Raw genomic sequence first — 21,113 nt, forward strand, 5'->3', positions numbered from 1 at the left:
ACTTATGCTCACCCTGACTTTTCTGGTCAAAACGCTGGTCGACCTCTATGTAATGGTCCTGCTGCTACGCATTTGGATGCAGTGGTCACGCAGTGATTTCTATAACCCACTGTCGCAGTTTGTCGTCAAAATCACACAGCCGATTGTCGGGCCGTTGCGCCGGATTCTGCCGTCGCTGGGGCCGATTGACAGCGCCTCACTGCTGCTGGCCTTTATCCTGACGACGATCAAATACCCGTTACTGTTGTTGATTCAGGTTGGCGCCATCTCTCTTAGCCCAATGAACCTGCTGGTCGGGCTCATTTCGCTGATTAAATCCGCGGGCTATCTGGTCTTCTGGGTCATCATCATTCGTTCCATCATGAGCTGGGTCAGCCAGGGCCGTAGCCCCATTGAGTACCTGCTGCATCAGCTGACCGAGCCGCTAATGGCACCGCTCCGTCGCATTATCCCCGTGATGGGCGGCATTGATTTCTCTGCCATGGCCGTCATTCTGATTCTGTATATGCTCAACTATCTGGGCATGGACCTGTTTCCGGGGCTGTGGTTCCTGCTGTGAGTGCGATTACCCGCCACGGTGATGCGCTGGTGATTCGGCTGTATATTCAGCCGAAAGCCAGCCGCGATCAGATCGTGGGTTTGCATGGCGACGAATTGAAAGTCGCCATCACCGCTCCACCGGTTGATGGGCAGGCCAATGCCCATCTAACCAAATTCCTCGCCAAACAGTTTCGGGTCGCCAAGAGTCTGGTTGTGATTGAAAAAGGCGAACTCGGACGGCATAAACAGATTAGAATTACCCATCCGCAGCACATCCCGGCTGACGTCGCGGAATTCATTGAATAAACACGCAGGACAAGACGATGCAAAAAGTGGTTTTGGCTACCGGAAACCCCGGTAAAGTGCGCGAGCTCGCCAGCTTGCTGGCCGATTTCGGTCTGGATATTGTGGCTCAAACCGAGCTGGGCGTGGATTCCGCCGAAGAAACCGGCCTGACCTTCATCGAAAACGCCATCCTGAAAGCACGTCATGCGGCGAAAATCACCGGATTGCCAGCCATTGCCGATGACTCAGGGCTAGCTGTCGATGCGCTGGGCGGCGCACCGGGCATTTACTCGGCACGCTACGCGGGCGTAGAAGCAAGCGACCAGCAAAATCTGGATAAGCTACTGCTGACAGTAAAAGATGTACCGGATGAGCAACGCCGCGCCAGCTTCCACTGCGTGCTGGTGTATCTGCGCCACGCGGAAGACCCGACACCGATTGTCTGCCACGGCAGTTGGCAGGGAGTACTGACACACCAAGCCTCTGGCAACGGTGGCTTTGGCTATGATCCCATTTTCTTCGTCCCTGAGCTGGGTAAAACGGCAGCAGAATTAACGCGTGAAGAGAAGAACGCGCAGTCCCATCGTGGTCAGGCGCTACGCCTGCTGTTGGATGCGCTACGCAATGCTTAAGCTCCCCCCGCTCAGCCTGTACATCCATATTCCGTGGTGCGTACAGAAATGTCCGTATTGCGACTTCAACTCGCATGCGCTGAAAGGCGATGTGCCGCATCAGGAATATGTCGATCATCTGCTGGCGGATCTGGATGCCGATTTGCCACTCGCGGGTGGCCGCGCACTGCACTCAATTTTTATCGGCGGTGGCACACCTAGCCTGCTAAGCGCGGAAGCGATGCAGGCACTGCTCGACGGCGTTCGGGCGCGAATTCCGTTAACGCCAGATGCTGAAATTACGATGGAAGCCAATCCCGGTACAGTCGAAGCCGACCGTTTCAGCGGTTATCAACGCGCAGGGATTAACCGTATCTCCATCGGCGTACAGAGTTTTGATCCGCAAAAGCTGACGCGTCTTGGGCGTATTCACGGCCCAGAAGAGGCCAAGCGCGCGGCACAGCTAGCAACCGGTCTGAAATTACGCAGTTTTAATCTGGATCTGATGCACGGCCTGCCGGATCAATCATTGGACGAAGCACTGGACGACCTGCGTCAGGCGATTGCGCTCAATCCGCCGCATTTATCGTGGTATCAGTTGACCATCGAGCCCAACACGCTGTTTAGCTCTCGTCCGCCAACACTGCCGGATGATGACGCACTGTGGGACATCTACGAGCAGGGTCACGCACTACTGAGCGCAGCGGGTTACCAGCAGTATGAAACCTCCGCCTATGCCAAACCGGGCTACCAGTGCCAGCACAACCTGAACTACTGGCGCTTCGGTGACTATCTGGGGATTGGCTGTGGGGCACACGGCAAGCTGACCTTCAGCGACGGCCGCATTCTGCGCACGGTAAAAGTCCGTCATCCACGTGGCTATATGCAGGGCACGTACATGGATAAGCAACACGATGTTGCCAACGACGATCGGCCTTTTGAGTTTTTCATGAATCGCTTTCGCCTGCTGGAAGCCGCCCCGCGCGCGGATTTCACGGCCTATACCGGTCTGGAAGAACACAGCATCCGTCCGCAGTTGGATCAGGCATTGGCACAAGGCTACCTCACGGAAACCGCCACCCACTGGCAAATCACCGAACACGGTAAACTGTTTCTGAATTCTCTGCTGGAGCTGTTTCTGGCGGAAGAGTAGCAACAATTCAGTGGGCACGTTTTCTCTGGTAAACCTGCCCATTGCTTTCCCTTCTGTTTCTCTTTTGCAACGTTTACAACGCTTATTGCGAACCGCCTCCCTTTCCCATCAAGCACCGCTTGTACGCGGTGCGAAAATCCTTTTTCCTTGTACTAGACGACGATTTCATCTTTAAGTACGCTACTCGCTTCTGATAAGAATAAATCTTACATCTGAGAATCGGAGGCATGATGGCCAGAACCATGACAATTGACCTTGGCGATGAACTTCGCCATTACGTGGAATCGCTGGTGGAATCAGGCGATTACCGCACGCAAAGTGAAGTCATTCGGGAAGCGCTGAGAATGCTACGGGAAAAACAGGCGGAGTCAGATCTGCAAACGTTGCGTCATTTAATCGCTGAAGGGATAAACAGCGGAGAGCCACAGGAGTGGGATAAAGATGAATTCTTGCAAAAAATCAGAAACAGGACGCGAACGGCCACCCGATAAAATCAAGCTAACACCGCAAGCACAGCGCGATCTGGAAGACATTTATCTTTATGGCCTGCGGAATTTTAATGAAGAAAGGGCTGAAGCCTATCTGGAAACCATCGAACACGCATTTATCGCTATCAGGCACAACAATTTTCGCGGACAGAATACAATCAAATTTGGCAGGCCGTAATGAGCGAACAGCGGGCGTTCCGTGTTAAGTAGGGATTCATTGTGACAACTGTACTCTCTGTGGCGATTCAATGCTGCCTTATGTTGCTAAGGATATATTGCTCAATTTCTGATGTATGAAATCAATGAGCGATCTTGTTTTGGCGGGCAAGTAACGCCGATCTGAATAAATTGCGAACAATTGTAATGGGGCTACCGATTGTTCAAACTCAACCTCGATTAACCGTCCATCGTCAATGTAGGGTTGGCAGGCTTGTTTCGATAGAATTGCAAAACCGACACCTGATACCGCAGCCCGTCCAGCCATCTCTCCGCTATTTACCCGATAATGCCCTTTAACCTTAATTGTCTCGAATCCCCCCTTTGTATTGACAAACTGCCAGGGAGCGCCTTTCAGCGCACTTACCGTTGTAATACAGGGTAATTCTTCAAATTGCTGGATATGAGAAGGGGTGCCATAACGCTGAATAACGGAGGGGGCTGCAACAATGGTGCAAGGAATAGTCACCAGATGACGAGCTATGTAGTCACTGTCATCCATCTGACCGCGGGTAATAATGATAGCTAAATCCAGATCATCCCGCAGGGATTCGAAACCAGACAAATTTGTGACACAGCTAATCTCTAGATCCGGGTACTGACAGGCAAAATCGGCAACGACAGAACCCAGCAATGCAGGACCTATTTCATTGGGAATACAGATACGTAATGGGCCCTTGAGTTGCATTTGCCGCAACGTTAATTCTGTCTCAGTTTGCTCAAGCGCCTCCAGTAATGGCTTCGCTCGGGTATAGAGTAAGTGCCCCGCTTGGGTGAGTTTCATATGTCGAGTGCTGCGCTCAATAAGCTGAAGATTCAGTTTTTCTTCTAACTGAGAAATACAACGACTAACATTTGATGTCGGCATTTCAAGGACTTTCGATGCCCCAACAAAACTTTCTCTTTCAACCACAGCAGTGAACACTTTCAGGGTATTAAAATCAAGAGCCGGACGCATCAATTATCCCATATATGATAATAATGAGCACCATTTTTACCATGTAATGCACGCCATTGATATCGATTAAACTCAGATATCTTTCATCCACAGGTTGCTTGCTATGCCACTGGTCACACAAACGTTTAATCATAAAGCCCTCATGCGGATAGCTATTGTAATGGCTTTTATCCAGTTCACTAATGCGCTGGAGTATATGGCGTTAACGCCTGTTTTTACTTTTATGGCAGACGAGTTTTCGGTTCCTGTATCATTTTCTGGTTATGTCTCTGGTATGTACACACTGGGTGCCGTCCTTTCTGGAATTATTGCTTTTTATTGGATCGACCTGTTTAATAAAAAACAATTCTTGATCAAGAATATGGTGCTCCTGGGAGCACTAACATTTTTGTCCACACTCACTACTCATTTTGGCACGCTTCTGGTACTACGATTTTGCGCAGGGTTGGTTGGTGGTACGACAATGGGTGTGGGTACGAGTATTTTGATAAATTGTGCCCCAGCAAACTTGCGAGGAAAAATACTGGCAACGGTGATTACATCATTTTCGATGGTAAGTATCGTCGGAATGCCAGCTATATTATTTTTGTGCACACACTATGGTTGGCATACTGCGTTGTGGTTAATCAGTTCACTTTGCCTGCTGTCTTTACCGTTGATAGTATTTATTATTCCCAAGGATACGGTTCAATCAGGCGTGAAAGCCAAACTATCTATTGATGCTCAAACCTTACTTTTCGCCTCTTGTTCTGCACTGGTACAATTTAGTCCAATGCTCATTATTCCCATTTTGACTCCATTAATGTTGCAGTATATGGGAGCACAACAAACCCTATTACCCTTATTGTTCTTAAGTGGGGGGATTGCAGGTTATCTGTCTACAAAAATAACAGGTGTTCTGACATCGCATTTATCTGCTCTGATGTTGGCAACAATTTCAACGCTATTCTTTGTAGCAAGTTTGCTGATTCCTGCAATGGGCTATCATAATGCCGTTCTATTTATAACCTTATTTCTTGGAGCCTCATATAGCCGACTGGTTTCCGCTTCGTCGGTTGCTGTCCAGTATCCTGAGAATGAACAACGAGCCAGTTTTTCTTCACTACAGACAGCAATGATGTTCCTGATAACAACTCTCGCATTCTTTTTGTCTTCCTTATTACTACCTGATCAGGGAATAACAACGCAAAATCTAAACAGACTGTTGGTTGTAAGTGCATTAGCCGCATCTGGATTTCCCGTAATGGTCATAATACTTCAAAAGAAACTGGCTAAACGTACTCTCCAGCCTGACCGCCCCATCATTGATTAGCATAACGTCCGCTCTTGCGCGAAGGACACAGGCTCACTGAGCTTAAGGACAGCGTTGAGCGGAAGCGGACATTCCGTATGCAATAATCTTTAATAAATCTCAACAAAATTATGCCTCTATGCGATCGTCTTCAAACAAACATTCATTTATGTTAAATTATTTAACATTGCCTCAAGTCGTGGAGGGTTCCCGCAATTTTGATGCAGAAAATGAATGTTGAAATCAATCTCAAAGGAAAGAAGATGAAAAAAAATTTATTAGCATTGTCTCCAGCAATCTTAATAGCTCTGCCCTATCTTGTTCCTCCAGCCTATTCCGCGCCGTCCGTTCGTTCTGTTGATGTAAAATCCTTCGATGTCGGCGGCGTAAAGACCGGAATGAGTGTTGAAGAAGCTCGCACGGCAATGCAAAAAAATTTCGGTGTTTCAGCAGATAAAATTCGAGCCTCTAAGTCCATGAAAAATCAGTATGCTACCATTATTTACGGTAGCCCGCAGATTCAGGATCTTGTATATGAAAACAATGGCACCCGCATGCAGGTGAGTTTCGATCCTCGTATTCCTTATAATAAATCTAATCCGATGGCTGTTTCGCAGGTCATCTATGAAATACCTTGGACGAAAGAAAATGAAGACAACATGGTCAAGGCTGCCCTGAAAAAGTACGGACCAGTATCAACTGGTGGAGTATTTCCTGTGTGGTGTGAAAAACCGATGCCTAGTTCAGGAATGGGCTGTGAGAGTGGCACGGCAAGCCTTACTATGGGAAATACAAAAATTAAGCTGATTGATCCTGCCTGGCAAAATGCTACTAGCAAATATATGGATCAGCAAAAGGCGACTAAACCACAGTTTTAGCGTTGGCAGTAAATTTCATCTCCTTTGCCCTGCAACTGGCGCGGGGAGGGAAATGAAGTCCCAGAAGGAAGTATTGAAGTTTATCAACTTTTCAAGAGTGTGGCTGGCCAGCCACACACCTATTCTGTTAATGAACACATTATAAATGACTACTACATCTGCTCCTGGCACTAAGCGGAAAAAGAATGTAAGAATATCAGGGCTGCTGATATATATTGGCTTTTGTTAAAATGTCTCCCACCTGCACAGCTTAAATACAACGTTTAGGGAATTTCCGTAATATGCTATCTGTTGGCGGATGTACAGAAAACAACAACGCGATAGCTATGCCCAATGAAATAAGGGTCAATGCCGTTGAATAGTTATTTTAATTTTGTATAAGAGATTGAAAAAATATCCGGGGAAAATAATATGCCCCGGTTAGATGTCTGTATTGATATTATGTCGGCATCGAGAATGTCGTGACTTTATTAGACTGTGGATCGATAGAGATGATGCAAATTGCTAAGTTACCACCGAAGCGATCTTTACGATCGGATATTTTAAGATTGTAAGTCTCAGAGAAGGACGTGTAGCCGGATGAATTACTTTCATTAAGCTTAAATCCAACTAATTGTTCGAAGTAAGATCGCGTTTGCCCAACGCTGTTTTTGCATTGGTCATTAGTGATAGTGCCGACTTTTCTTGTGGACGTCGTCTGTACAGCGTTCGACGTTTTAGGCGTGAGTGCCTCATTCACTGCTTTCATCTGATCGCCAATATTTTTCGGAAAGTCAGCACATGAGGAAGTAGCCAGTACAAGCCCGCACAGTAAAATTTTTTTCATTAAAATCCTCATAATATTAAAGGGGTTGCTAATTTTAGATTCCATTTTTTACAAAGTGTTAACCATATTTTACCTGTTTGTATCTGTCAATACGAATCATCGATTATAGAAGCTGACCAGCCCCCGCAGATTAGTACATTCAGATGTTAGCAACATCCGCTCCAGGCAATAGCTGCCGTTCAAATTAGGTTTAGCTCTGTGCATTAACAGAGTCAGATCAGAGCTCATACCCATCAACAGCAACATAATTTCAAACGATATCAGCTGGTTCAGGCTATACGAGGATTGAATTTTTACCTGCGGTTATGACACAGTAGAAACTTATCACACTCTATTTATCACACCTGTTTATCAACCACCTGCGGGTAACGATGATGAAACGTATAACAACAATCGTAGTAGCGCTGCTGGTCACAGCAGCATTGAGCGGCTGTAACACCACGCGCGGCTTTGGCCAAGACGTGCAGAAACTGGGTAGTAAAATTTCACACGCCGCTAGCTAACCCACCGTAAAATAACAAAAAACCGGCCATACTCAGCCGGTTTTTTCGTTTACGCCGCGATCTCTACTCTTTCCGCAGTTGGCTCAATATCCCTCAGAACGCCGACAGCATATCAATATGCGGGATACCGTCTTCGTCATATGCCTCACCGGTCGCCACAAAGCCAAACGCGCCGTAGAACGCCTGTAGATGAGCCTGCGCAGACAGGAAAAGATGCTTTTGCGGCCAGTGGCGTGCACAGGCAATCAACGCGTGCTCCATCAACTGATGGCCCAGATGTTGCCCACGAGCGTGAGGAGCCACAATCACGCGTCCAATCGTCACCACATCGTTGTTCGGATGAGGAGCGAGTAACCGAGCATACGCGGCCAGCTTGCCGTCGCGATATGCTGCGATGTGGCGATTACCGTCCACCAGATCGCGGCCATCAATATCCAAATAGGGGCAGGTTTGCTCAACCACAAATACCTGACTGCGCAGCGCCAATATGTCATGCAGTGAATACACGTTAAGGTCTGCCACATCCCAGTCATGCCATATCAGACTCATTTTCACCCTTCCCTATTTTGCACCGGCGGAACGTGCACGGCGCTTAGTCAGGATTAGCGATGCCCACAGCAGCGCAATCGCCAGCGCAAACAAAACGCCAAAACCAATCCCGATCGCGATAACCGAGACGCCCAGTTTCACCACCAGAGAATAGAGCCCCAGCATTAACAGCATAGCGCCGTTCTCACCCAAATTCTGTACGGCAATCGCATTACCCGCACCGACGCTGGCTTTTCCCCGTTCCTGCAACAGTGCATTAAGCGGAACAATGAAAAATCCACCCAACGCCCCCAGCAAAATCAGCAGGGAATAGGCGCTAAGGAGATTATGCTGAAGAGTGAAAATCACTACGACCACGCCGATCAGGAATCCCGCAGGCAGGCAGCGTCGTACATTATCGAGCGTAACCAGTCTGGCAGCGCCCCCCGCCCCCAGCACGATCCCCACGGCGACCATCGCATTAAGCAGCGTCGGCGTCGCGTTATCGGTAATGCCGAGCGCATGCGGCACCCACAGTACCAGCAGAAAACGCAGCGTCACGCCCGCGCCCCAAAACATGCTGGTGCCAATCAACGAAAGCCGGGCATCGCCATCGCGCCACAACACACGACAGGCAGAAAAGAAGCTGCTCGCCATCTGCACCGGATGCCACGGCTGCCCTGGACGTGCGGCGTTGAGATGTGGAATCAACATATTCGCGCCCAGCGCCACGCCATAAGCCACCGCACAAATCGATAGTGCCGCGTAAATATTCCAGTCCGCCAGCACGCCCCCCGCCACAGATCCGGTCAGGATCGCCGCAATGGTCGAGGCTTCCATCAAGCCATTGGCTTTGACCAACTGATCGCCACGCGTGATCTCACCCAGAATGCCGTATTTCGCGGGTGAATACGCAGCGGCACCAATGCCCACCAGCGTGTATCCCAGAAACGGATTACCACCCACGCAAATCAGCAGCGCTCCGGCCAGTTTCAGGGTATTGGCGAACATCATCACCCGCCCTTTGGCGAAGCTATCCGCTATTTGTCCGACAAATGGCGCTAACACGATGTACGCGGCCACAAACCCCATCTGCAAAAACGGCTGACTCCAGTCGGGATACACCAGCTGTTTGATCAGCGCTAACGTAGCAAACAGCAACGCGTTATCACCAAACGCGGAGAAGAACTGCGCGATAATCACCGCGCTCATACTACGCGACAGCAAAGGCGTCGCGGGTTCAGTCTGTTGACTCATGCACGAGGCTCCGACGCGTTAGTAATAGGTTGTTTGACGATCGATTGTTCGATGATCGATTGCTCGGAATTAGGCTCTTCAGCCATTTGGCGTAGCGTGACAAAATCAGGCTTGCCGCTGCCGAGTAACGGTAACGCTTTCACATAGCGAATATCACGTGGTACTGCCAATTCTGGCACCCCGCTGCTGCGGGCCTGTGCAAGCAGCACATCACGGGTTATCTGGCTGTCCGTTGTAAACAGCACCAGCGCTTCGCCTTTGCTGCTGTCGCTTTTCGCACTGGCTGCATGCTGCGCCTCCGGCGACACTTTAACCGCCAGCTGTTCCACGCTTTCGAGCGAGACCATCTCCCCCGCGAGCTTGGCAAAGCGCTTCACGCGACCGATGATGGTGCAGAACCCTCTTTCGTCGAGTTCGACAATATCGCCAGTGTCATACCAGCCCTGCTGCAATTCACCTTCTGCGTTTTCTGCAGCAGGCGTCTCGAGCACGCCGGGATTTTCCACCCTCAAATAGCCTTTCATGATATTCGGCCCGCGCAGTTGCAGCCGACCACCGCGCGTAATACCCGGCACCGTAATCAAACGCGACTCCATTTCCGGCAGCAGCAGGCCGACGGAATGGATTTTCGTCGCCATCGGCACGTTGATCGCCACTACCGGAGCGCACTCGGTCACGCCATATCCTTCCAGAATGCGGATACCGAATTTGTCCTGCCAGACCTGACGCGTCGTCTCAGACAGCTTTTCAGCCCCAGCGACCACATAGCGCAGACGAGCAAAATCATACGGGTGGGCAAAACGCGCATAGTTGCCTAAAAACGTAGACGTGCCAAACAGCACGGTACAGTTCTGGTCGTAAACCAGTTCCGGCACGATGCGATAATGCAGCGGGCTGGGATAGAGGAACACGCGAGCGCCTGTCATCAGCGGTGTTAACAGACCAACCGTCAGGCCAAACGCATGGAACAGCGGCAGTGCAGACATAAATCGATCGCGCGGGGTGAAATCCGCCACGGTACGAATCTGCTCAACGTTTGCCAGCAGGCTGTCATGAGAATGCACGACGCCTTTCGGATTCCCTTCAGAGCCGGAGGTAAACAGCACGATGGCCGCATCATCGGGTTTCTGCGGCAGCATCGCGCGGGCAGGAAATAGCAGATGAAACAGGATCCACAGCTTATCCTTCAGCGTCACAGTGTCTTTCAAATCTTCCAGATAAACCCAGTTGGCCTCGCTGACCTGCTTCGGCAGATCCGTCAATTTGCCCTTTTCAAGAAACTGGCGAGACGTGACGATCGTTTTGATCCCTGCCGCTTTCATTGCGCTTTGTAGCCCTTTCGCGCCAGCGGTGTAGTTCAGCATCGCGGGAATACGGTTACGCAGCGATGCGCCCAGGATTGATGCCGCAGTAATGGTCGCATTGGGCAACAGCATGCCGACATGTTCATCGGCGCGAGTGAAGCGCTGCAAAATGCGCGACACGCCCAGCGATTTTTTCAATAAGCCCTGATAGCTGTCTTCGTTAAATGAAATATCCGCAATGCTGGCAGAATGCCGTCCATAGCGGGATCTCGCCGCCAGAAATGCCTGATACAGCGTATGCTGCGGACGCGTTTCCATCCGCGCCTTCATCATAATCTGGTGCAAACGTTCACCGGCCAGTGCGCGACGCGCTCTGGCACTGCTGGCTTCCGGCATCGGCAATGTGGTCGGTGGCAAATAGGTGATAGTAACCTGTGGGAGGCAACGGCGTTTAAACACGCCCGCCAGCCGACCAAACGGCGAAAGCTCGATCCCATCAATACGCACGGGAATAATTGTTGCCCCGGATTTCGCCGCGACAAACGCCGCGCCGCTGTAAACCTTCATCAGCGATCCCGTTACGCTAATACGCCCTTCGGGGAAAACCACGACAGGCTGGCCGCGCTCGATCACCTTGATCAGCCCTTTGATCGCCAGAGGCTTGGTGGGATCCAACGGCACAAAGTCGATATAAGGCTTCAACCAGCGCATAAACCAGCGATCGGAAATAGAAGAGTACACGGCAAAAACCGGTTTTATCGGTAAGAATAACGCCAGCAGGACACCGTCAAGGAAAGAGACGTGATTGGGGGTGATGAGCAATTTGGATTGCTGAAACTGGCTGCTGTCGCCCTCGATCCGGATGCGATACAGACGCTGGAACACCCAACGTAACAGGGTATGAATCATGCCTTCTCCCAATAGACAGATAAACGGGCAGCTTGCTAAAGCGCAAAACCACCAAACGATACGTCAAAATACTATATACACGCCATAGTTCAAGCGACGGTGCGCGGCTTAACGCGAAGATTGTCGTCAGCACATCATTCGCATAGCATTAAAATCGCTGGAGATAGCAAAAGCGGGAAATTCAGGCAAAAAAAAACCTACGCATCCGCGTAGGTTGGTGTAATCAAATGATTTCAATGTACAGAGTACATCGATGTATCACCAATCAATACCTCTGGGACTTGTTACTCTAGGGATCGCGACTTATCTTCACCAGCGATGAATCGAAAGAGTTATTCTATAAGTGCAACCAACTGTAAAATTCTAGCGAATCATGTAAGCCAACCACCTTCTTACCGCCTTTTCACCAGATAAATACCGCTATTTTCCCTTAAAGACTCCTTTTCTCTCCGATCCCTCTTTTTCACCCTTTTCCCGTCCGATCACATTTCCTGATTTTTTATGTATAAATGACCACTCAAACACAGGGGTATTAGTCCACTTTTTCAACAGAATCAATCAGAAAGTGAGGAGTAGGATCGCGGAGTCTGCATAGGGCAGACGCTGAATTTAACCAGGTGTGTGTAACGAATAATGAAGAACTACAAAATAGGTACCCGACTGGCCGGCGGCTTTGGCCTACTTATTGCGCTTTCGCTGGCCATGCTGACCAGCGGCATTTACCAACTTAACCAGGTGTCCAGCAGTACACAACAGATGATGCAAGAGCCGCTACGCAAAGAACGGCTGGCATCGGACTGGCATGCCACGCTCGTCGCTGGTGTCCAGCGCAGTATGGCGGTAGCACGCAGCAATGACGATTCGCTGGTTGAGCTATTTGCCGCAGAAAACACTCGGGCCAGTAAAGAAAGCGGTAAACGGCAGGAGGATTTTGCCAGCCTGATCTCTACACCAGAAGAAAAAGCCTTATTCGACAAAGTTGGCGAATATCGTCAGTCCTACATCAAAAAGCGCGATGCGATTATCACAGAAAAAGGCGCGGGTAATTTCGACAGCGCCAGAACGCTCTTCGACAATGAGTTCGTTCCGGCTTCCAATGGTTATCTGGCTAGCGTGGAAGCGCTGCGAGACCACCAACGCGCCAGCATCGATAAAATGGGGCAAAACATTAACGCTGGCGCAAGCCGTGGCGATCTCATCCTTGCCGTCACGGGCGTGCTGAGCGCCATCATCGGCGTCCTGATCGCCTGGGTGCTCACCCGCAGTATCGTGCAGCCACTGGCGCGTGCCGTCCGTGCGACACAGGCCGTCGCGGCGGGCGATCTGACGCACAATATTCAGCCGGAAGGACGCGATGAAGCAGCCCAGCTACTGCACGCGCTGCAAGATATGACGGTGCGTCTGCGTTCTATCGTTGGCGAAGTTCGCCAAGGGTCTGAATCCATCGCGGGGGCTTCTTCACAGCTTGCCGCAGGTAATATCGACCTTTCCAGCCGCACGGAAGAGCAGGCCAGTGCGTTACAGGAAACCGCCGCCTCCATTGAGCAGTTAAGCTCGACGGTCAGGCAGAATGCCGATAACGCCCGTCAGGCCAATCAACTGGCACAATCGACCACACAGCAAGCGCAATCGGGTGGCCAGTTGGTGACAGAAGTAGTGGAAACGATGGGCGCGATCGACTCTTCCTCGAAGAAGATCGTCGATATCATCGGCGTCATCGACAGCATCGCGTTCCAGACCAACATTTTGGCGCTGAATGCCGCTGTAGAAGCCGCACGAGCCGGTGAGCAAGGTCGTGGTTTCGCCGTGGTCGCCAGTGAAGTGCGCAGTCTGGCACAGCGCAGCGCCTCTGCGGCCAAAGAGATCAAAGAGTTGATCGATCGCTCCGTTCAAACCGTCGAAGCGGGCAACCGATTGGTGGTACAAGCGGGTGTGTCGATACAAGATATCGTCAATGGCGTGCGCAAAGTCAGCGATCTGGTCGGAGAGATCAGTTCTGCCAGCAATGAACAAACGATGGGCATTGAGCAGGTGAACGTTGCGGTGAACCAGATGGAAGTGACCACCCAACAGAATGCCTCGCTGGTGAATGAAGCGTCGGCCGCCACGCAGTCTCTACAACAGCAGGCCGCACAGTTGGCCGAGACGGTCAGCCAGTTCCGCTTAGGCAACGGCCATCAGATCGCCCGTACACCAGCGGCGGCGCCGTTAACCCTTAGGCCTGCGCTGGCAGCACCGGGCAAGAGCGGTATCGCAGCTGGTGAAGGAGACTGGACATCGTTCTGATGTCCCCGATACTTCTCGGGTTTGCTGTCTCTGAGTCATTTTTTATGCAAACTAAGAGACCGCCTACAGCGGCTGGTGATACAGCCGCACGGCTTTGTCTGGGTAGTCCAGCCCATCGCCGATGTAACGCCAGCCGTGCTTTTCGTAATAGCCTCTAAACGTGGCGTACAGATAAAGATCTTCAAAACCTGCGCGGCGGCAGAAATCCAGTACGTGCCGTTGCAGTGCCACGCCCAGACCTTTATCACGATAACTTTCTTCCACATACAGCGACGCCAGCCAAGGCGTCAGATCCTGTCGGCTGATTAAATCGCAGCGCCAAAGCCCTACCGTCCCAACTAAACGATCACCATCCAGCGCGATAAACGTCAGCGGCAGCGCCGCAGGATTCAGGCTATTGCGTACAACACTGGCAAAGAATTCACGGCTATTCTGGCTACCGAATGCCTGCCATATCCAGTCGATCACCTGTTCCTGATGCTGGGGATAATCCGCCAGATAAACAATATTCGCCAAAGCCGTGTCCGCCATGACTACACCAGTTTCCCTTGAAAAATCGGCACAGAATCAAATAAATAACCGTCGAACTCCGGCGCATCGGCGTCGGAGATTTCCATCAGCGTATTTTTGACATTTTCAAGGTGTTGCCACATCGCCTGATAAGAGCCCGACACATCGCGACGCCGCAGTGCCGCCAGAATAGCCTGATGATCCGCCAGCCATTTCAGGCGATAACCCTGCGTACCAACGTGGGTATAAAGCTGCTGCCAGAGCGCATTATCGTCCCGGCACGCCCAAATATTGCTGACCGTTTCCAGCAGCATCTGGTTTTGCGTCGCGCCAGCAATTTGCAGGTGGAACAGGCGATCGAAATCACCACGGTAATCTTTTACGACAATCGCGGCCTGCTCTTGCTCCAGTATTTTACGCAGGTTTTCGATATCTGCCCGCGTTGCCATGCGTGCCGCAAATGCAGCGATATTGCTTTCCAGCAGTTGGCGCGCCTGTAGCATTTCAAACGCGCCGATATGATTTTTGGCGCTGTCTGCCGCATCGTCTTCATCGGGAATACGCAGGACATAAACCCCGGAGCCCTGACGAATATCAACCGTACCTTCCAACTCAAGCATCAATAGTGCTTCGCGCACTATCGTCCGGCTAACGCCATAGGTTTCCGCAATATTTCGTTCAGGAGGAAGACGCGATCCGACAGGGTAATCCCCTGACTGAATCTTCTGGCGCAAATCACAGCCGATTTCCTGATATTGCTTCTTCTCTTGCAGAACCACATCCTTCGCCACGCTTTCACCCTACATACACTGTCGCACTGAATGCGGACGTCAGGCCCGCACCGATTTATGCCCGTCATACTTCAAGCTGCATGTACGTTGGCTTCTCTTACTCACCCCAGTCGCTTACTTGAGTAAGCTCCTGGGGATTCCTGCGCTTGCCGCCTTCCTGCAACTCGAATTATTTAGGGCATGCGCCCAGCCACACGTACTGACGTCGCGGTGGGGCATTAGTCTACCAAACTCAGCGCCTGATCCAGTACTTTTGCGCCATTTAATGTGCCATAGGCGACAGAGTCGATCACCGCGATAGGAATCTGATAGCTGTCCGTTAGCTTTTTATTTTCGTTAAGTTTGAAGCGCACCTGCGGCCCCAACAGAACCGCAATAATATCGCTGCCGAACTCCTGCAATTCATCCCGCAGATTTTGTTCCGGGATCGCGTAGATCTTAAACACCATTCCCCGCGCTTCTGCTTCCTTCTCCATTTTGGTGACCACCAGTGAGGTCGACATGCCTGCCGAGCAAGCCAGTACGATTCTTTTCATATTCCGTTCCTCATTTTGGTTATCTGCGTCTATTTCTCTTCATCATCCAACGTCAATTCAAGCTGACGTGTGTCGTGTAGCTGACGAAACCAGGCGGCGGATTTTTTCGGCCGCCGTTGTCGATCCTGTTCCAGATCGATTTCGATCAATCCGTAGCGATTTTTAAACGCATTCATCGGCGAAACATTGTCGGTAAACGCCCACAGCATATAGCCTCGGCAGTTTGCCCCCTCTTCCTTCGCCTTCAGCGTCCAGTAAAGATGCTCCGCAATAAACGCAATGCGGTAATCATCCTGAATCACGCCCGCATCGTCTTTAAAGCGTGCCTCATTCTCAATACCGATGCCGTTTTCCGCCACAAACCACGGCACATTGTCGTATTCACGCTCTATACGCTTCGCCATGTCGTAAATGATTTTGGGATTGATCTCCCAGCCGCGCGAGGTGTTCATACGGCGTCCCGGCAACTCAAAATGCTCGTAGTAATAAGCAGGATGGAAAGGCGTTTCCTTGTTCCATTCACGGCTAGGCGCTTTTACCCGGTGCGGGTAATACAGGTTGATTCCCACCTCATCGACCGTGTTATCGCGAATGATCGCCAGCTCTTCTTCCGTGTAATCCCACTTCACCTGATGCTGCGCCAGCAGCGCGATCAGTTCCGCTGGATATTCCCCTTTTAGCGCCGGATCGAGGAAAACGCGGTTATAGAACAGATCGTAAAGGTGTGCCGCTTTCACATCATGCGCCGCACGAGATCGCGGATACGTCACTTCAGGGTTGAGGATCACGCCGATCGAGCCGCCCTCTCGGTCATAACCCTTCTGCCGAAACCGCTGCACCACCTTTGCCGTCGCCAGATTCTTATGGTGATTCCACTGCATCCACGTGTGCGTGTTCTGCTCATAAGGGTAGCGTAGCGCGTCCAGATAAACGCGCGTCTGCACCACAATCGGCTCATTGAAGGTAAACCAGCGCTTCACTTTTCCGGCATAGCGGGCGAAAACGGTATCGGCATACAGCACAAACCATTCCACTACCTGCTTTGATGACCAGCCCTGATACTTCTCCAGCAGGCAGGCGGGCAGTTCGTAATGTTCAAGGCAGATCATCGGTTCGATCCCCTGCCGGTGCATTTCATCCAGCAGATTATCGATGTAGGCTGCGTACTCCTCATCGACGATGCCCTTCTCATAGTCCAGCATAAAACGTGACCAGTTGATCGACGTACGATAGTGCGTCAGCCCCGCCAGCTTCATCAGCGCCACATCTTCTCGATAACGGTTAAAGAAGTCTGTCGCTTTCGCCGGACCATACCCGTTATGCCACACCTGACGATCCTGCTTGTACCAGAGATCCAAATAGGAATCCTGCCCTGCCTTCTTGCCGCTCCATCCTTCCGTTTGCCATGCCGATGCCGCCGCACCCAGAATAAAATCTGGGGGAATAGTCAGTGAAACCTTACTCATGCGTTACCTCTCTTCTCGTCCGTTTCAGGCTTTTTTCGCTGCGGCCTGCTTTTCCGCTTCCAACTGCGCTAACTCAGCTCGGCGAGACGCAACTTTGACAAACGGCAGATAGATCAGCATCGCAACGATGATGCACACGATCTGTGTCGCGACCGCCCCCATGGAGCCCGCCGTCGACAGCCAGGCGTTAATGATTGGCGGCGTCGTCCACGGCACCATCACCACCGCTTTACCGGCAAACCCCATACTGGTGGCGAAATAACCAATCGTACCGGTGACTAACGGTGTGATAATGAAGGGAATCGCCAGAATCGGGTTGAGCATAATCGGCATACCAAAAATCACTGGCTCATTAATATTGAACACGCTGGGGCCGAAAGAGATTTTGGCAATCTCTTTCATCTCTTTGCGTTTAGACGCGATCATCACCGCCATCAGCAGGCCAATCGTCAAACCGGAACCACCGATGCTCATGTACACATCCCAGAACGGCATGGTGATAATGTTCGGCACTTCCAGTCCCTGTTCGAACGCCGTCATGTTGACGGCAATCGCCCCCAGCAGCAGCGGTTCACGAATCGGTTTAATCATCTGGTTACCGTGAATCCCAATCACCCAGAACAGCTGGGCGACGAACATCAGCACCAATAAACCGGGTAGGCTTTGTACGACGGATTCAAGCGGCTGTTGCACCACCTGATAAACAGCGTCATACAGGTACATGCCCGTCACGCGGTGAAACACAAACCCAAAGGTGGCAATAGCAACCACCGTGATGATGGAAGGAAACAGCGCAGAAAAAGAGGCTGCAACATTAGGCGGCACGCTGTCAGGCATTTTAATCCGCAGCCGATCGACGCTTTCTAACCGGGTATACATTTCTACCGACAGGATGGCGATGAACATCCCCAGAAACAGGCTTTTGGTATCGGAAAACTGTTTCGCCAGCACGTCTTTGACCACCATCATCTGCCCGTTGACGGCCATTTCGATCGTGGTTGGCGTAACGGCAATAAAGCAGATCACCGCCAGCAGGCCGGGAAACAGCCCGCGTGAACCGTTAATCTTCCCAAGCTCGATACCAATCAGGAAGACGGCACCGATAGTCAAAAAGCTGAGCGTGGCGTAGTTAATGCCGCTCATGATCGGCTTGAGCTCCGCCAGAAACGAGAACATGGAGAAACTGGCCAGACCATTTTTAGGGTCCATCACCATGTTGGAAATCAGAACGGAAAACGCGCCGACGATAATGACGGGCATCAGCGTAATAAAGGATGCCTTAATCGCCATGATGTACCGCAGGCTATTAAATTTATTGGCAAATGAGCCCAATGAATCAATCAGTTGGTCCTTAAATGACATAACACCACCTCTTTGATCATCATATTGTTATATCGCGTGTTATACGCGGGATGGCCGTTACGCGCAGGGTAAATGCAGGTACCGCGCTTTCGCGTTTGGCATACCAAAAATCAACCATAATGAATTATTTTTCTGTGACATGATTCTCACAAGACAATATTGGAATTCCAATATGATGAAAATGTGATTTTTGGCATACCATAAGCGTTTGGCTATATAAATTCTTAGCTACATAAATTCTCAGCCAACTTAGGCTGTTTTCCTGACCGCGATAAGGAAACCTACGATGAAAGACACAGAGAACCTCCCTGAATTCGATATGGAACAAACCGTGATGGAGTTGCTGATCAACGCGGGTGAAGCCCGCTCAAACGCCATGATGGCAATTCAGGCCGCGCGTCAGCGAGAGTGGCAACAGGCCGACGCGCTGCTTGCCGCGTCACAAGAGACGGCGCGTGCCGCTCACCGCGTTCAAACACGGCTAATCGGTTTGGATGAAGGAGAAGGAAAGGTGCCCGTCAACCTGATCATGGTACATGCGCAGGATCATCTGATGACCGCCATGCTATGCCGGGATTTGGCGGAAGAGATTGTCTTGTTACGGCGAGAAATGGCTACATCACAAAACTGACAAAAATCGGGTTGAGAAACGAGCATCAGCCGTTAAATCCGACAATATGCCTGTGGTATCATGTCGCATGATGTTCGTAACAAGGATGGATTGGCTTTTTCAGCCCGTCATCATACTCAATTAAGGTGCAGCCATGAAAACCATGCTTGAAGTGGCGAAACGCGCAGGCGTGTCCAAAGCGACCGTGTCCAGAGTGCTAAACGGCATCGGCCAGGTCAAACAGGCAACGCGCGATGCAGTATTTCAGGCAATGGATGAGCTCGGCTACCGCCCTAATTTTCTGGCGCGTTCGCTGGCTCGCCGTACCTCAAACAGCATCGGTCTCGTTATCTCCAATTTTGACGGCCCCTATTTTGGCCGCCTGCTACGTCGTGCCGCAGAGATAACGGAAAGCAGCGGGAAGCACCTGATCGTCACCGACGGGCACGATACGCCCGAAGACGAAATGCGCGCGGTGCAACTTCTGTCTGACAGACAGTGTGACGCCATTATTCTCTACACCCGCTATATGTCCGAAGCGGATCTCATGACATTGCTCAACACGCAGACCATTCCAATCATGGTGATGAATCGCGATCTGCCGCAGGCGCGGGAACGCTGTATTTTCTTCCGCCAGCAGCAGGCCGCGTTTGACGTGGTGAATTACCTGATCGAACAAGGCCATCGCGAAATCGCCTGCATTACCGCACCGATGCAAACGCCGACGGCACGAGCACGCCTCGCGGGCTATCAGCAGGCATTAATCGACCACCAGATCGACGTTGACCCGCGCCGGGTGGCGCACGGAACCAGCATGGTCGCCAGTGGCTATCAGGCCGCACGCCAGTTGCTGGATAACGGCATCAGCTTTAGCGCGCTGTTCGTCAGCAACGATGATATGGCGATTGGCGCGATGAAAGCGCTATACGAAGCGGGGAAAAGATTGCCGCAGGATGTCTCCGTCTTCGGCTTTGACGATGAACCCTGCGCGACCTACCTGCACCCTTCACTTTCCACCGTCTATATGCCGATTGAAGAAATGGCCGCTACCGCGATTACGCAAGTGCTGGATCTGATTGCAGGCAAAGACGTCAAACCGCTGCAACCTTTTACCGGCGAACTTAAGCTGCGCGAATCGGTACAGAAAGGGCCGTATTACGGACAGCAAAACTCGCGGTAAAACCGATCGCCTTCTCCGTGTTATCAGCCGTGTTCAATCAACATTACCGCTGTCGTGTCCGCCTCCAGCGCGTCAAACAGGTGCGGCACATCAGCGGAATAGCTGATGTAATCCCCCGCGCTGAGTTCAATGGGCTGTGCAACAGGCCCGATTCTGGCGCGACCGTGGCCCAGAATCACATGCTCTATCGTTCCCGGTTTGTGCGGCTGGGAGAGTCTGACCTCGCCCGGCTGCACTTTAAGCCGATAAATATCACGCTGCACGCCAGCCGGACACGCGGCCAGCAGCGTCGCGGCATAGTTTGCCTGCTCTGAATAGGTCGCCGCCCCCTCGTTAGCCCGAATCACCTGCACATGCTGGCGAGGTTGCCCAATCAGCTGGCTCACCTGCACATCGAGCGCCATCGCCAGCGCCCAGAGCGTTTCCAAACTCGGGTTACCGATTCCACTTTCCAGTTGCGAAAGGGTTGATTTAGCCAGCCCCGCACGCTTTGCCAGCTCGGTTACTGACAGGTTTAACCGCTCACGCTCACGCCGGATAGAGACAGCCAGCCGTGCGATAGGCGTAGCGACCTGCATACCCTCTTGTGCGCTATTTTCCTGATTATCAATCATCATATCGTTCA

23 protein-coding genes are annotated in these 21,113 nt (G+C 51.4%); 12 read left to right on the forward strand and 11 right to left on the reverse strand.

Annotated elements, in window-relative coordinates; translation table 11 throughout:
- Positions 1-4: 4 nt before the first annotated feature.
- The 6 genes from GZ59_RS17610 to GZ59_RS17630 all read left to right on the forward strand — a co-directional run bounded on the left by GZ59_RS17610 (position 5) and on the right by GZ59_RS17630 (position 3,255).
- Entirely contained in the window at positions 5-559 is a 555-nt protein-coding gene (locus tag GZ59_RS17610) for a YggT family protein (RefSeq protein ID WP_010295003.1), read from the forward strand.
- Positions 556-846 (forward strand): DUF167 family protein YggU, encoded by a 291-nt coding sequence (gene yggU, locus GZ59_RS17615; RefSeq protein ID WP_005974847.1) that lies wholly within the window; start codon positions 556-558, stop codon positions 844-846. Before GZ59_RS17610 ends, yggU begins: the two co-directional genes overlap by 4 nt.
- Positions 847-863: 17 nt before the next feature.
- Complete coding sequence (locus GZ59_RS17620; protein ID WP_039293489.1) at positions 864-1,457, forward strand: XTP/dITP diphosphatase; 594 nt, start codon at positions 864-866, stop codon at positions 1,455-1,457.
- The gene (hemW, locus tag GZ59_RS17625; RefSeq protein WP_039293491.1) at positions 1,450-2,589 is read left to right on the forward strand and encodes a radical SAM family heme chaperone HemW; all 1,140 of its coding nucleotides are present in this window, start codon (positions 1,450-1,452) and stop codon (positions 2,587-2,589) included. Before GZ59_RS17620 ends, hemW begins: the two co-directional genes overlap by 8 nt.
- 230 nt (positions 2,590-2,819) lie before the next feature.
- Positions 2,820-3,080 (forward strand): type II toxin-antitoxin system ParD family antitoxin, encoded by a 261-nt coding sequence (locus tag GZ59_RS23095; RefSeq protein ID WP_071843040.1) that lies wholly within the window; start codon positions 2,820-2,822, stop codon positions 3,078-3,080.
- Complete coding sequence (locus GZ59_RS17630) at positions 3,031-3,255, forward strand: type II toxin-antitoxin system RelE/ParE family toxin (protein ID WP_080708297.1); 225 nt, start codon at positions 3,031-3,033, stop codon at positions 3,253-3,255. Before GZ59_RS23095 ends, GZ59_RS17630 begins: the two co-directional genes overlap by 50 nt.
- A 78-nt stretch (positions 3,256-3,333) precedes the next feature.
- Here the strand turns inward: GZ59_RS17630 and GZ59_RS17635 are convergent, their stop codons facing one another.
- Positions 3,334-4,251: a LysR family transcriptional regulator gene (locus GZ59_RS17635; RefSeq protein ID WP_011095135.1), complete on the reverse strand. Its 918-nt coding sequence runs from the start codon at positions 4,249-4,251 to the stop codon at positions 3,334-3,336.
- Positions 4,252-4,354: 103 nt separating this feature from the next.
- On the opposite strand from GZ59_RS17635, the gene GZ59_RS17640 reads away from it, so the two are divergent.
- Together GZ59_RS17640 and GZ59_RS17645 are read left to right on the forward strand one after the other, a co-directional pair.
- Complete coding sequence (locus GZ59_RS17640) at positions 4,355-5,563, forward strand: MFS transporter (RefSeq protein WP_039293495.1); 1,209 nt, start codon at positions 4,355-4,357, stop codon at positions 5,561-5,563.
- Positions 5,564-5,763: 200 nt separating this feature from the next.
- The gene (locus GZ59_RS17645; RefSeq protein WP_228729491.1) at positions 5,764-6,420 is read left to right on the forward strand and encodes a hypothetical protein; all 657 of its coding nucleotides are present in this window, start codon (positions 5,764-5,766) and stop codon (positions 6,418-6,420) included.
- Positions 6,421-6,859: 439 nt separating this feature from the next.
- Here GZ59_RS17645 and GZ59_RS17650 read toward each other — a convergent pair whose 3' ends face one another.
- On the reverse strand, positions 6,860-7,246 hold the full coding sequence (locus GZ59_RS17650; protein ID WP_011095138.1) for a hypothetical protein: 387 nt from the start codon (positions 7,244-7,246) through the stop codon (positions 6,860-6,862).
- Between the two features lie 374 nt (positions 7,247-7,620).
- Between GZ59_RS17650 and GZ59_RS17655 the strand changes: the two genes are divergently transcribed.
- Complete coding sequence (locus tag GZ59_RS17655) at positions 7,621-7,749, forward strand: entericidin A/B family lipoprotein (protein WP_010279129.1); 129 nt, start codon at positions 7,621-7,623, stop codon at positions 7,747-7,749.
- Positions 7,750-7,842: 93 nt separating this feature from the next.
- Here the strand turns inward: GZ59_RS17655 and GZ59_RS17660 are convergent, their stop codons facing one another.
- From GZ59_RS17660 to aas, 3 genes are read right to left on the reverse strand one after another with little or no spacing between them, the layout of a single operon-like run.
- Entirely contained in the window at positions 7,843-8,298 is a 456-nt protein-coding gene (locus GZ59_RS17660; protein ID WP_039293499.1) for a GNAT family N-acetyltransferase, read from the reverse strand.
- Positions 8,299-8,310: 12 nt separating this feature from the next.
- Entirely contained in the window at positions 8,311-9,534 is a 1,224-nt protein-coding gene (gene lplT / locus GZ59_RS17665; RefSeq protein ID WP_011095141.1) for a lysophospholipid transporter LplT, read from the reverse strand.
- The gene (gene aas, locus GZ59_RS17670; RefSeq protein WP_039293503.1) at positions 9,531-11,747 is read right to left on the reverse strand and encodes a bifunctional acyl-ACP--phospholipid O-acyltransferase/long-chain-fatty-acid--ACP ligase; all 2,217 of its coding nucleotides are present in this window, start codon (positions 11,745-11,747) and stop codon (positions 9,531-9,533) included. Before aas ends, lplT begins: the two co-directional genes overlap by 4 nt.
- 633 nt (positions 11,748-12,380) lie before the next feature.
- Between aas and GZ59_RS17675 the strand changes: the two genes are divergently transcribed.
- Entirely contained in the window at positions 12,381-14,033 is a 1,653-nt protein-coding gene (locus GZ59_RS17675) for a methyl-accepting chemotaxis protein (protein ID WP_039293506.1), read from the forward strand.
- A 63-nt stretch (positions 14,034-14,096) separates the two neighbouring features.
- Here the strand turns inward: GZ59_RS17675 and GZ59_RS17680 are convergent, their stop codons facing one another.
- The 5 genes from GZ59_RS17680 to GZ59_RS17700 form a co-directional block, all read right to left on the reverse strand.
- Positions 14,097-14,564, reverse strand: a complete 468-nt coding sequence (locus tag GZ59_RS17680; protein WP_011095144.1) for a GNAT family N-acetyltransferase — start codon at positions 14,562-14,564, stop codon at positions 14,097-14,099.
- 2 nt (positions 14,565-14,566) lie between these two features.
- Positions 14,567-15,334 (reverse strand): FCD domain-containing protein, encoded by a 768-nt coding sequence (locus GZ59_RS17685; protein ID WP_011095145.1) that lies wholly within the window; start codon positions 15,332-15,334, stop codon positions 14,567-14,569.
- Between the two features lie 218 nt (positions 15,335-15,552).
- Complete coding sequence (locus GZ59_RS17690) at positions 15,553-15,870, reverse strand: PTS sugar transporter subunit IIB (protein WP_011095146.1); 318 nt, start codon at positions 15,868-15,870, stop codon at positions 15,553-15,555.
- Between the two features lie 29 nt (positions 15,871-15,899).
- On the reverse strand, positions 15,900-17,336 hold the full coding sequence (locus GZ59_RS17695; RefSeq protein WP_011095147.1) for a glycoside hydrolase family 1 protein: 1,437 nt from the start codon (positions 17,334-17,336) through the stop codon (positions 15,900-15,902).
- 24 nt (positions 17,337-17,360) lie between these two features.
- Positions 17,361-18,698 (reverse strand): PTS sugar transporter subunit IIC, encoded by a 1,338-nt coding sequence (locus GZ59_RS17700; protein WP_011095148.1) that lies wholly within the window; start codon positions 18,696-18,698, stop codon positions 17,361-17,363.
- A 286-nt stretch (positions 18,699-18,984) separates the two neighbouring features.
- On the opposite strand from GZ59_RS17700, the gene GZ59_RS17705 reads away from it, so the two are divergent.
- Entirely contained in the window at positions 18,985-19,329 is a 345-nt protein-coding gene (locus GZ59_RS17705) for a PTS lactose/cellobiose transporter subunit IIA (RefSeq protein ID WP_011095149.1), read from the forward strand.
- A gap of 133 nt (positions 19,330-19,462) precedes the next feature.
- A complete protein-coding gene (locus GZ59_RS17710; protein WP_011095150.1) occupies positions 19,463-20,488 on the forward strand; it encodes a LacI family DNA-binding transcriptional regulator in 1,026 nt (341 codons plus the stop codon).
- A gap of 23 nt (positions 20,489-20,511) precedes the next feature.
- On the opposite strand, the gene GZ59_RS17715 is transcribed toward GZ59_RS17710, so the two are convergent.
- Complete coding sequence (locus tag GZ59_RS17715) at positions 20,512-21,102, reverse strand: helix-turn-helix domain-containing protein (protein WP_039295241.1); 591 nt, start codon at positions 21,100-21,102, stop codon at positions 20,512-20,514.
- Positions 21,103-21,113 lie beyond the last annotated feature (11 nt).

The organism is Pectobacterium atrosepticum (genome assembly GCF_000740965.1).
GTDB lineage: Bacteria > Pseudomonadota > Gammaproteobacteria > Enterobacterales > Enterobacteriaceae > Pectobacterium > Pectobacterium atrosepticum.

Bases quoted from the DNA above. Each gene is read 5' to 3' on its own strand.
- GZ59_RS17610 (WP_010295003.1), top strand. From the start codon at position 5: ATGCTCACCCTGACTTTTCTGGTCAAAACGCTGGTCGACCTCTATGTA.
- GZ59_RS17620 (WP_039293489.1), top strand. From the start codon at position 864: ATGCAAAAAGTGGTTTTGGCTACCGGAAACCCCGGTAAAGTGCGCGAG.
- hemW (WP_039293491.1), top strand. From the start codon at position 1,450: ATGCTTAAGCTCCCCCCGCTCAGCCTGTACATCCATATTCCGTGGTGC.
- GZ59_RS23095 (WP_071843040.1), top strand. From the start codon at position 2,820: ATGGCCAGAACCATGACAATTGACCTTGGCGATGAACTTCGCCATTAC.
- GZ59_RS17630 (WP_080708297.1), top strand. From the start codon at position 3,031: ATGAATTCTTGCAAAAAATCAGAAACAGGACGCGAACGGCCACCCGAT.
- GZ59_RS17635 (WP_011095135.1), bottom strand. From the start codon at position 4,251: ATGCGTCCGGCTCTTGATTTTAATACCCTGAAAGTGTTCACTGCTGTG.
- GZ59_RS17640 (WP_039293495.1), top strand. From the start codon at position 4,355: ATGCCACTGGTCACACAAACGTTTAATCATAAAGCCCTCATGCGGATA.
- GZ59_RS17645 (WP_228729491.1), top strand. From the start codon at position 5,764: ATGCAGAAAATGAATGTTGAAATCAATCTCAAAGGAAAGAAGATGAAA.
- GZ59_RS17650 (WP_011095138.1), bottom strand. From the start codon at position 7,246: ATGAAAAAAATTTTACTGTGCGGGCTTGTACTGGCTACTTCCTCATGT.
- GZ59_RS17655 (WP_010279129.1), top strand. From the start codon at position 7,621: ATGAAACGTATAACAACAATCGTAGTAGCGCTGCTGGTCACAGCAGCA.
- GZ59_RS17660 (WP_039293499.1), bottom strand. From the start codon at position 8,298: ATGAGTCTGATATGGCATGACTGGGATGTGGCAGACCTTAACGTGTAT.
- lplT (WP_011095141.1), bottom strand. From the start codon at position 9,534: ATGAGTCAACAGACTGAACCCGCGACGCCTTTGCTGTCGCGTAGTATG.
- aas (WP_039293503.1), bottom strand. From the start codon at position 11,747: ATGATTCATACCCTGTTACGTTGGGTGTTCCAGCGTCTGTATCGCATC.
- GZ59_RS17675 (WP_039293506.1), top strand. From the start codon at position 12,381: ATGAAGAACTACAAAATAGGTACCCGACTGGCCGGCGGCTTTGGCCTA.
- GZ59_RS17680 (WP_011095144.1), bottom strand. From the start codon at position 14,564: ATGGCGGACACGGCTTTGGCGAATATTGTTTATCTGGCGGATTATCCC.
- GZ59_RS17690 (WP_011095146.1), bottom strand. From the start codon at position 15,870: ATGAAAAGAATCGTACTGGCTTGCTCGGCAGGCATGTCGACCTCACTG.
- GZ59_RS17695 (WP_011095147.1), bottom strand. From the start codon at position 17,336: ATGAGTAAGGTTTCACTGACTATTCCCCCAGATTTTATTCTGGGTGCG.
- GZ59_RS17700 (WP_011095148.1), bottom strand. From the start codon at position 18,698: ATGTCATTTAAGGACCAACTGATTGATTCATTGGGCTCATTTGCCAAT.
- GZ59_RS17705 (WP_011095149.1), top strand. From the start codon at position 18,985: ATGAAAGACACAGAGAACCTCCCTGAATTCGATATGGAACAAACCGTG.
- GZ59_RS17710 (WP_011095150.1), top strand. From the start codon at position 19,463: ATGAAAACCATGCTTGAAGTGGCGAAACGCGCAGGCGTGTCCAAAGCG.
- GZ59_RS17715 (WP_039295241.1), bottom strand. From the start codon at position 21,102: ATGATTGATAATCAGGAAAATAGCGCACAAGAGGGTATGCAGGTCGCT.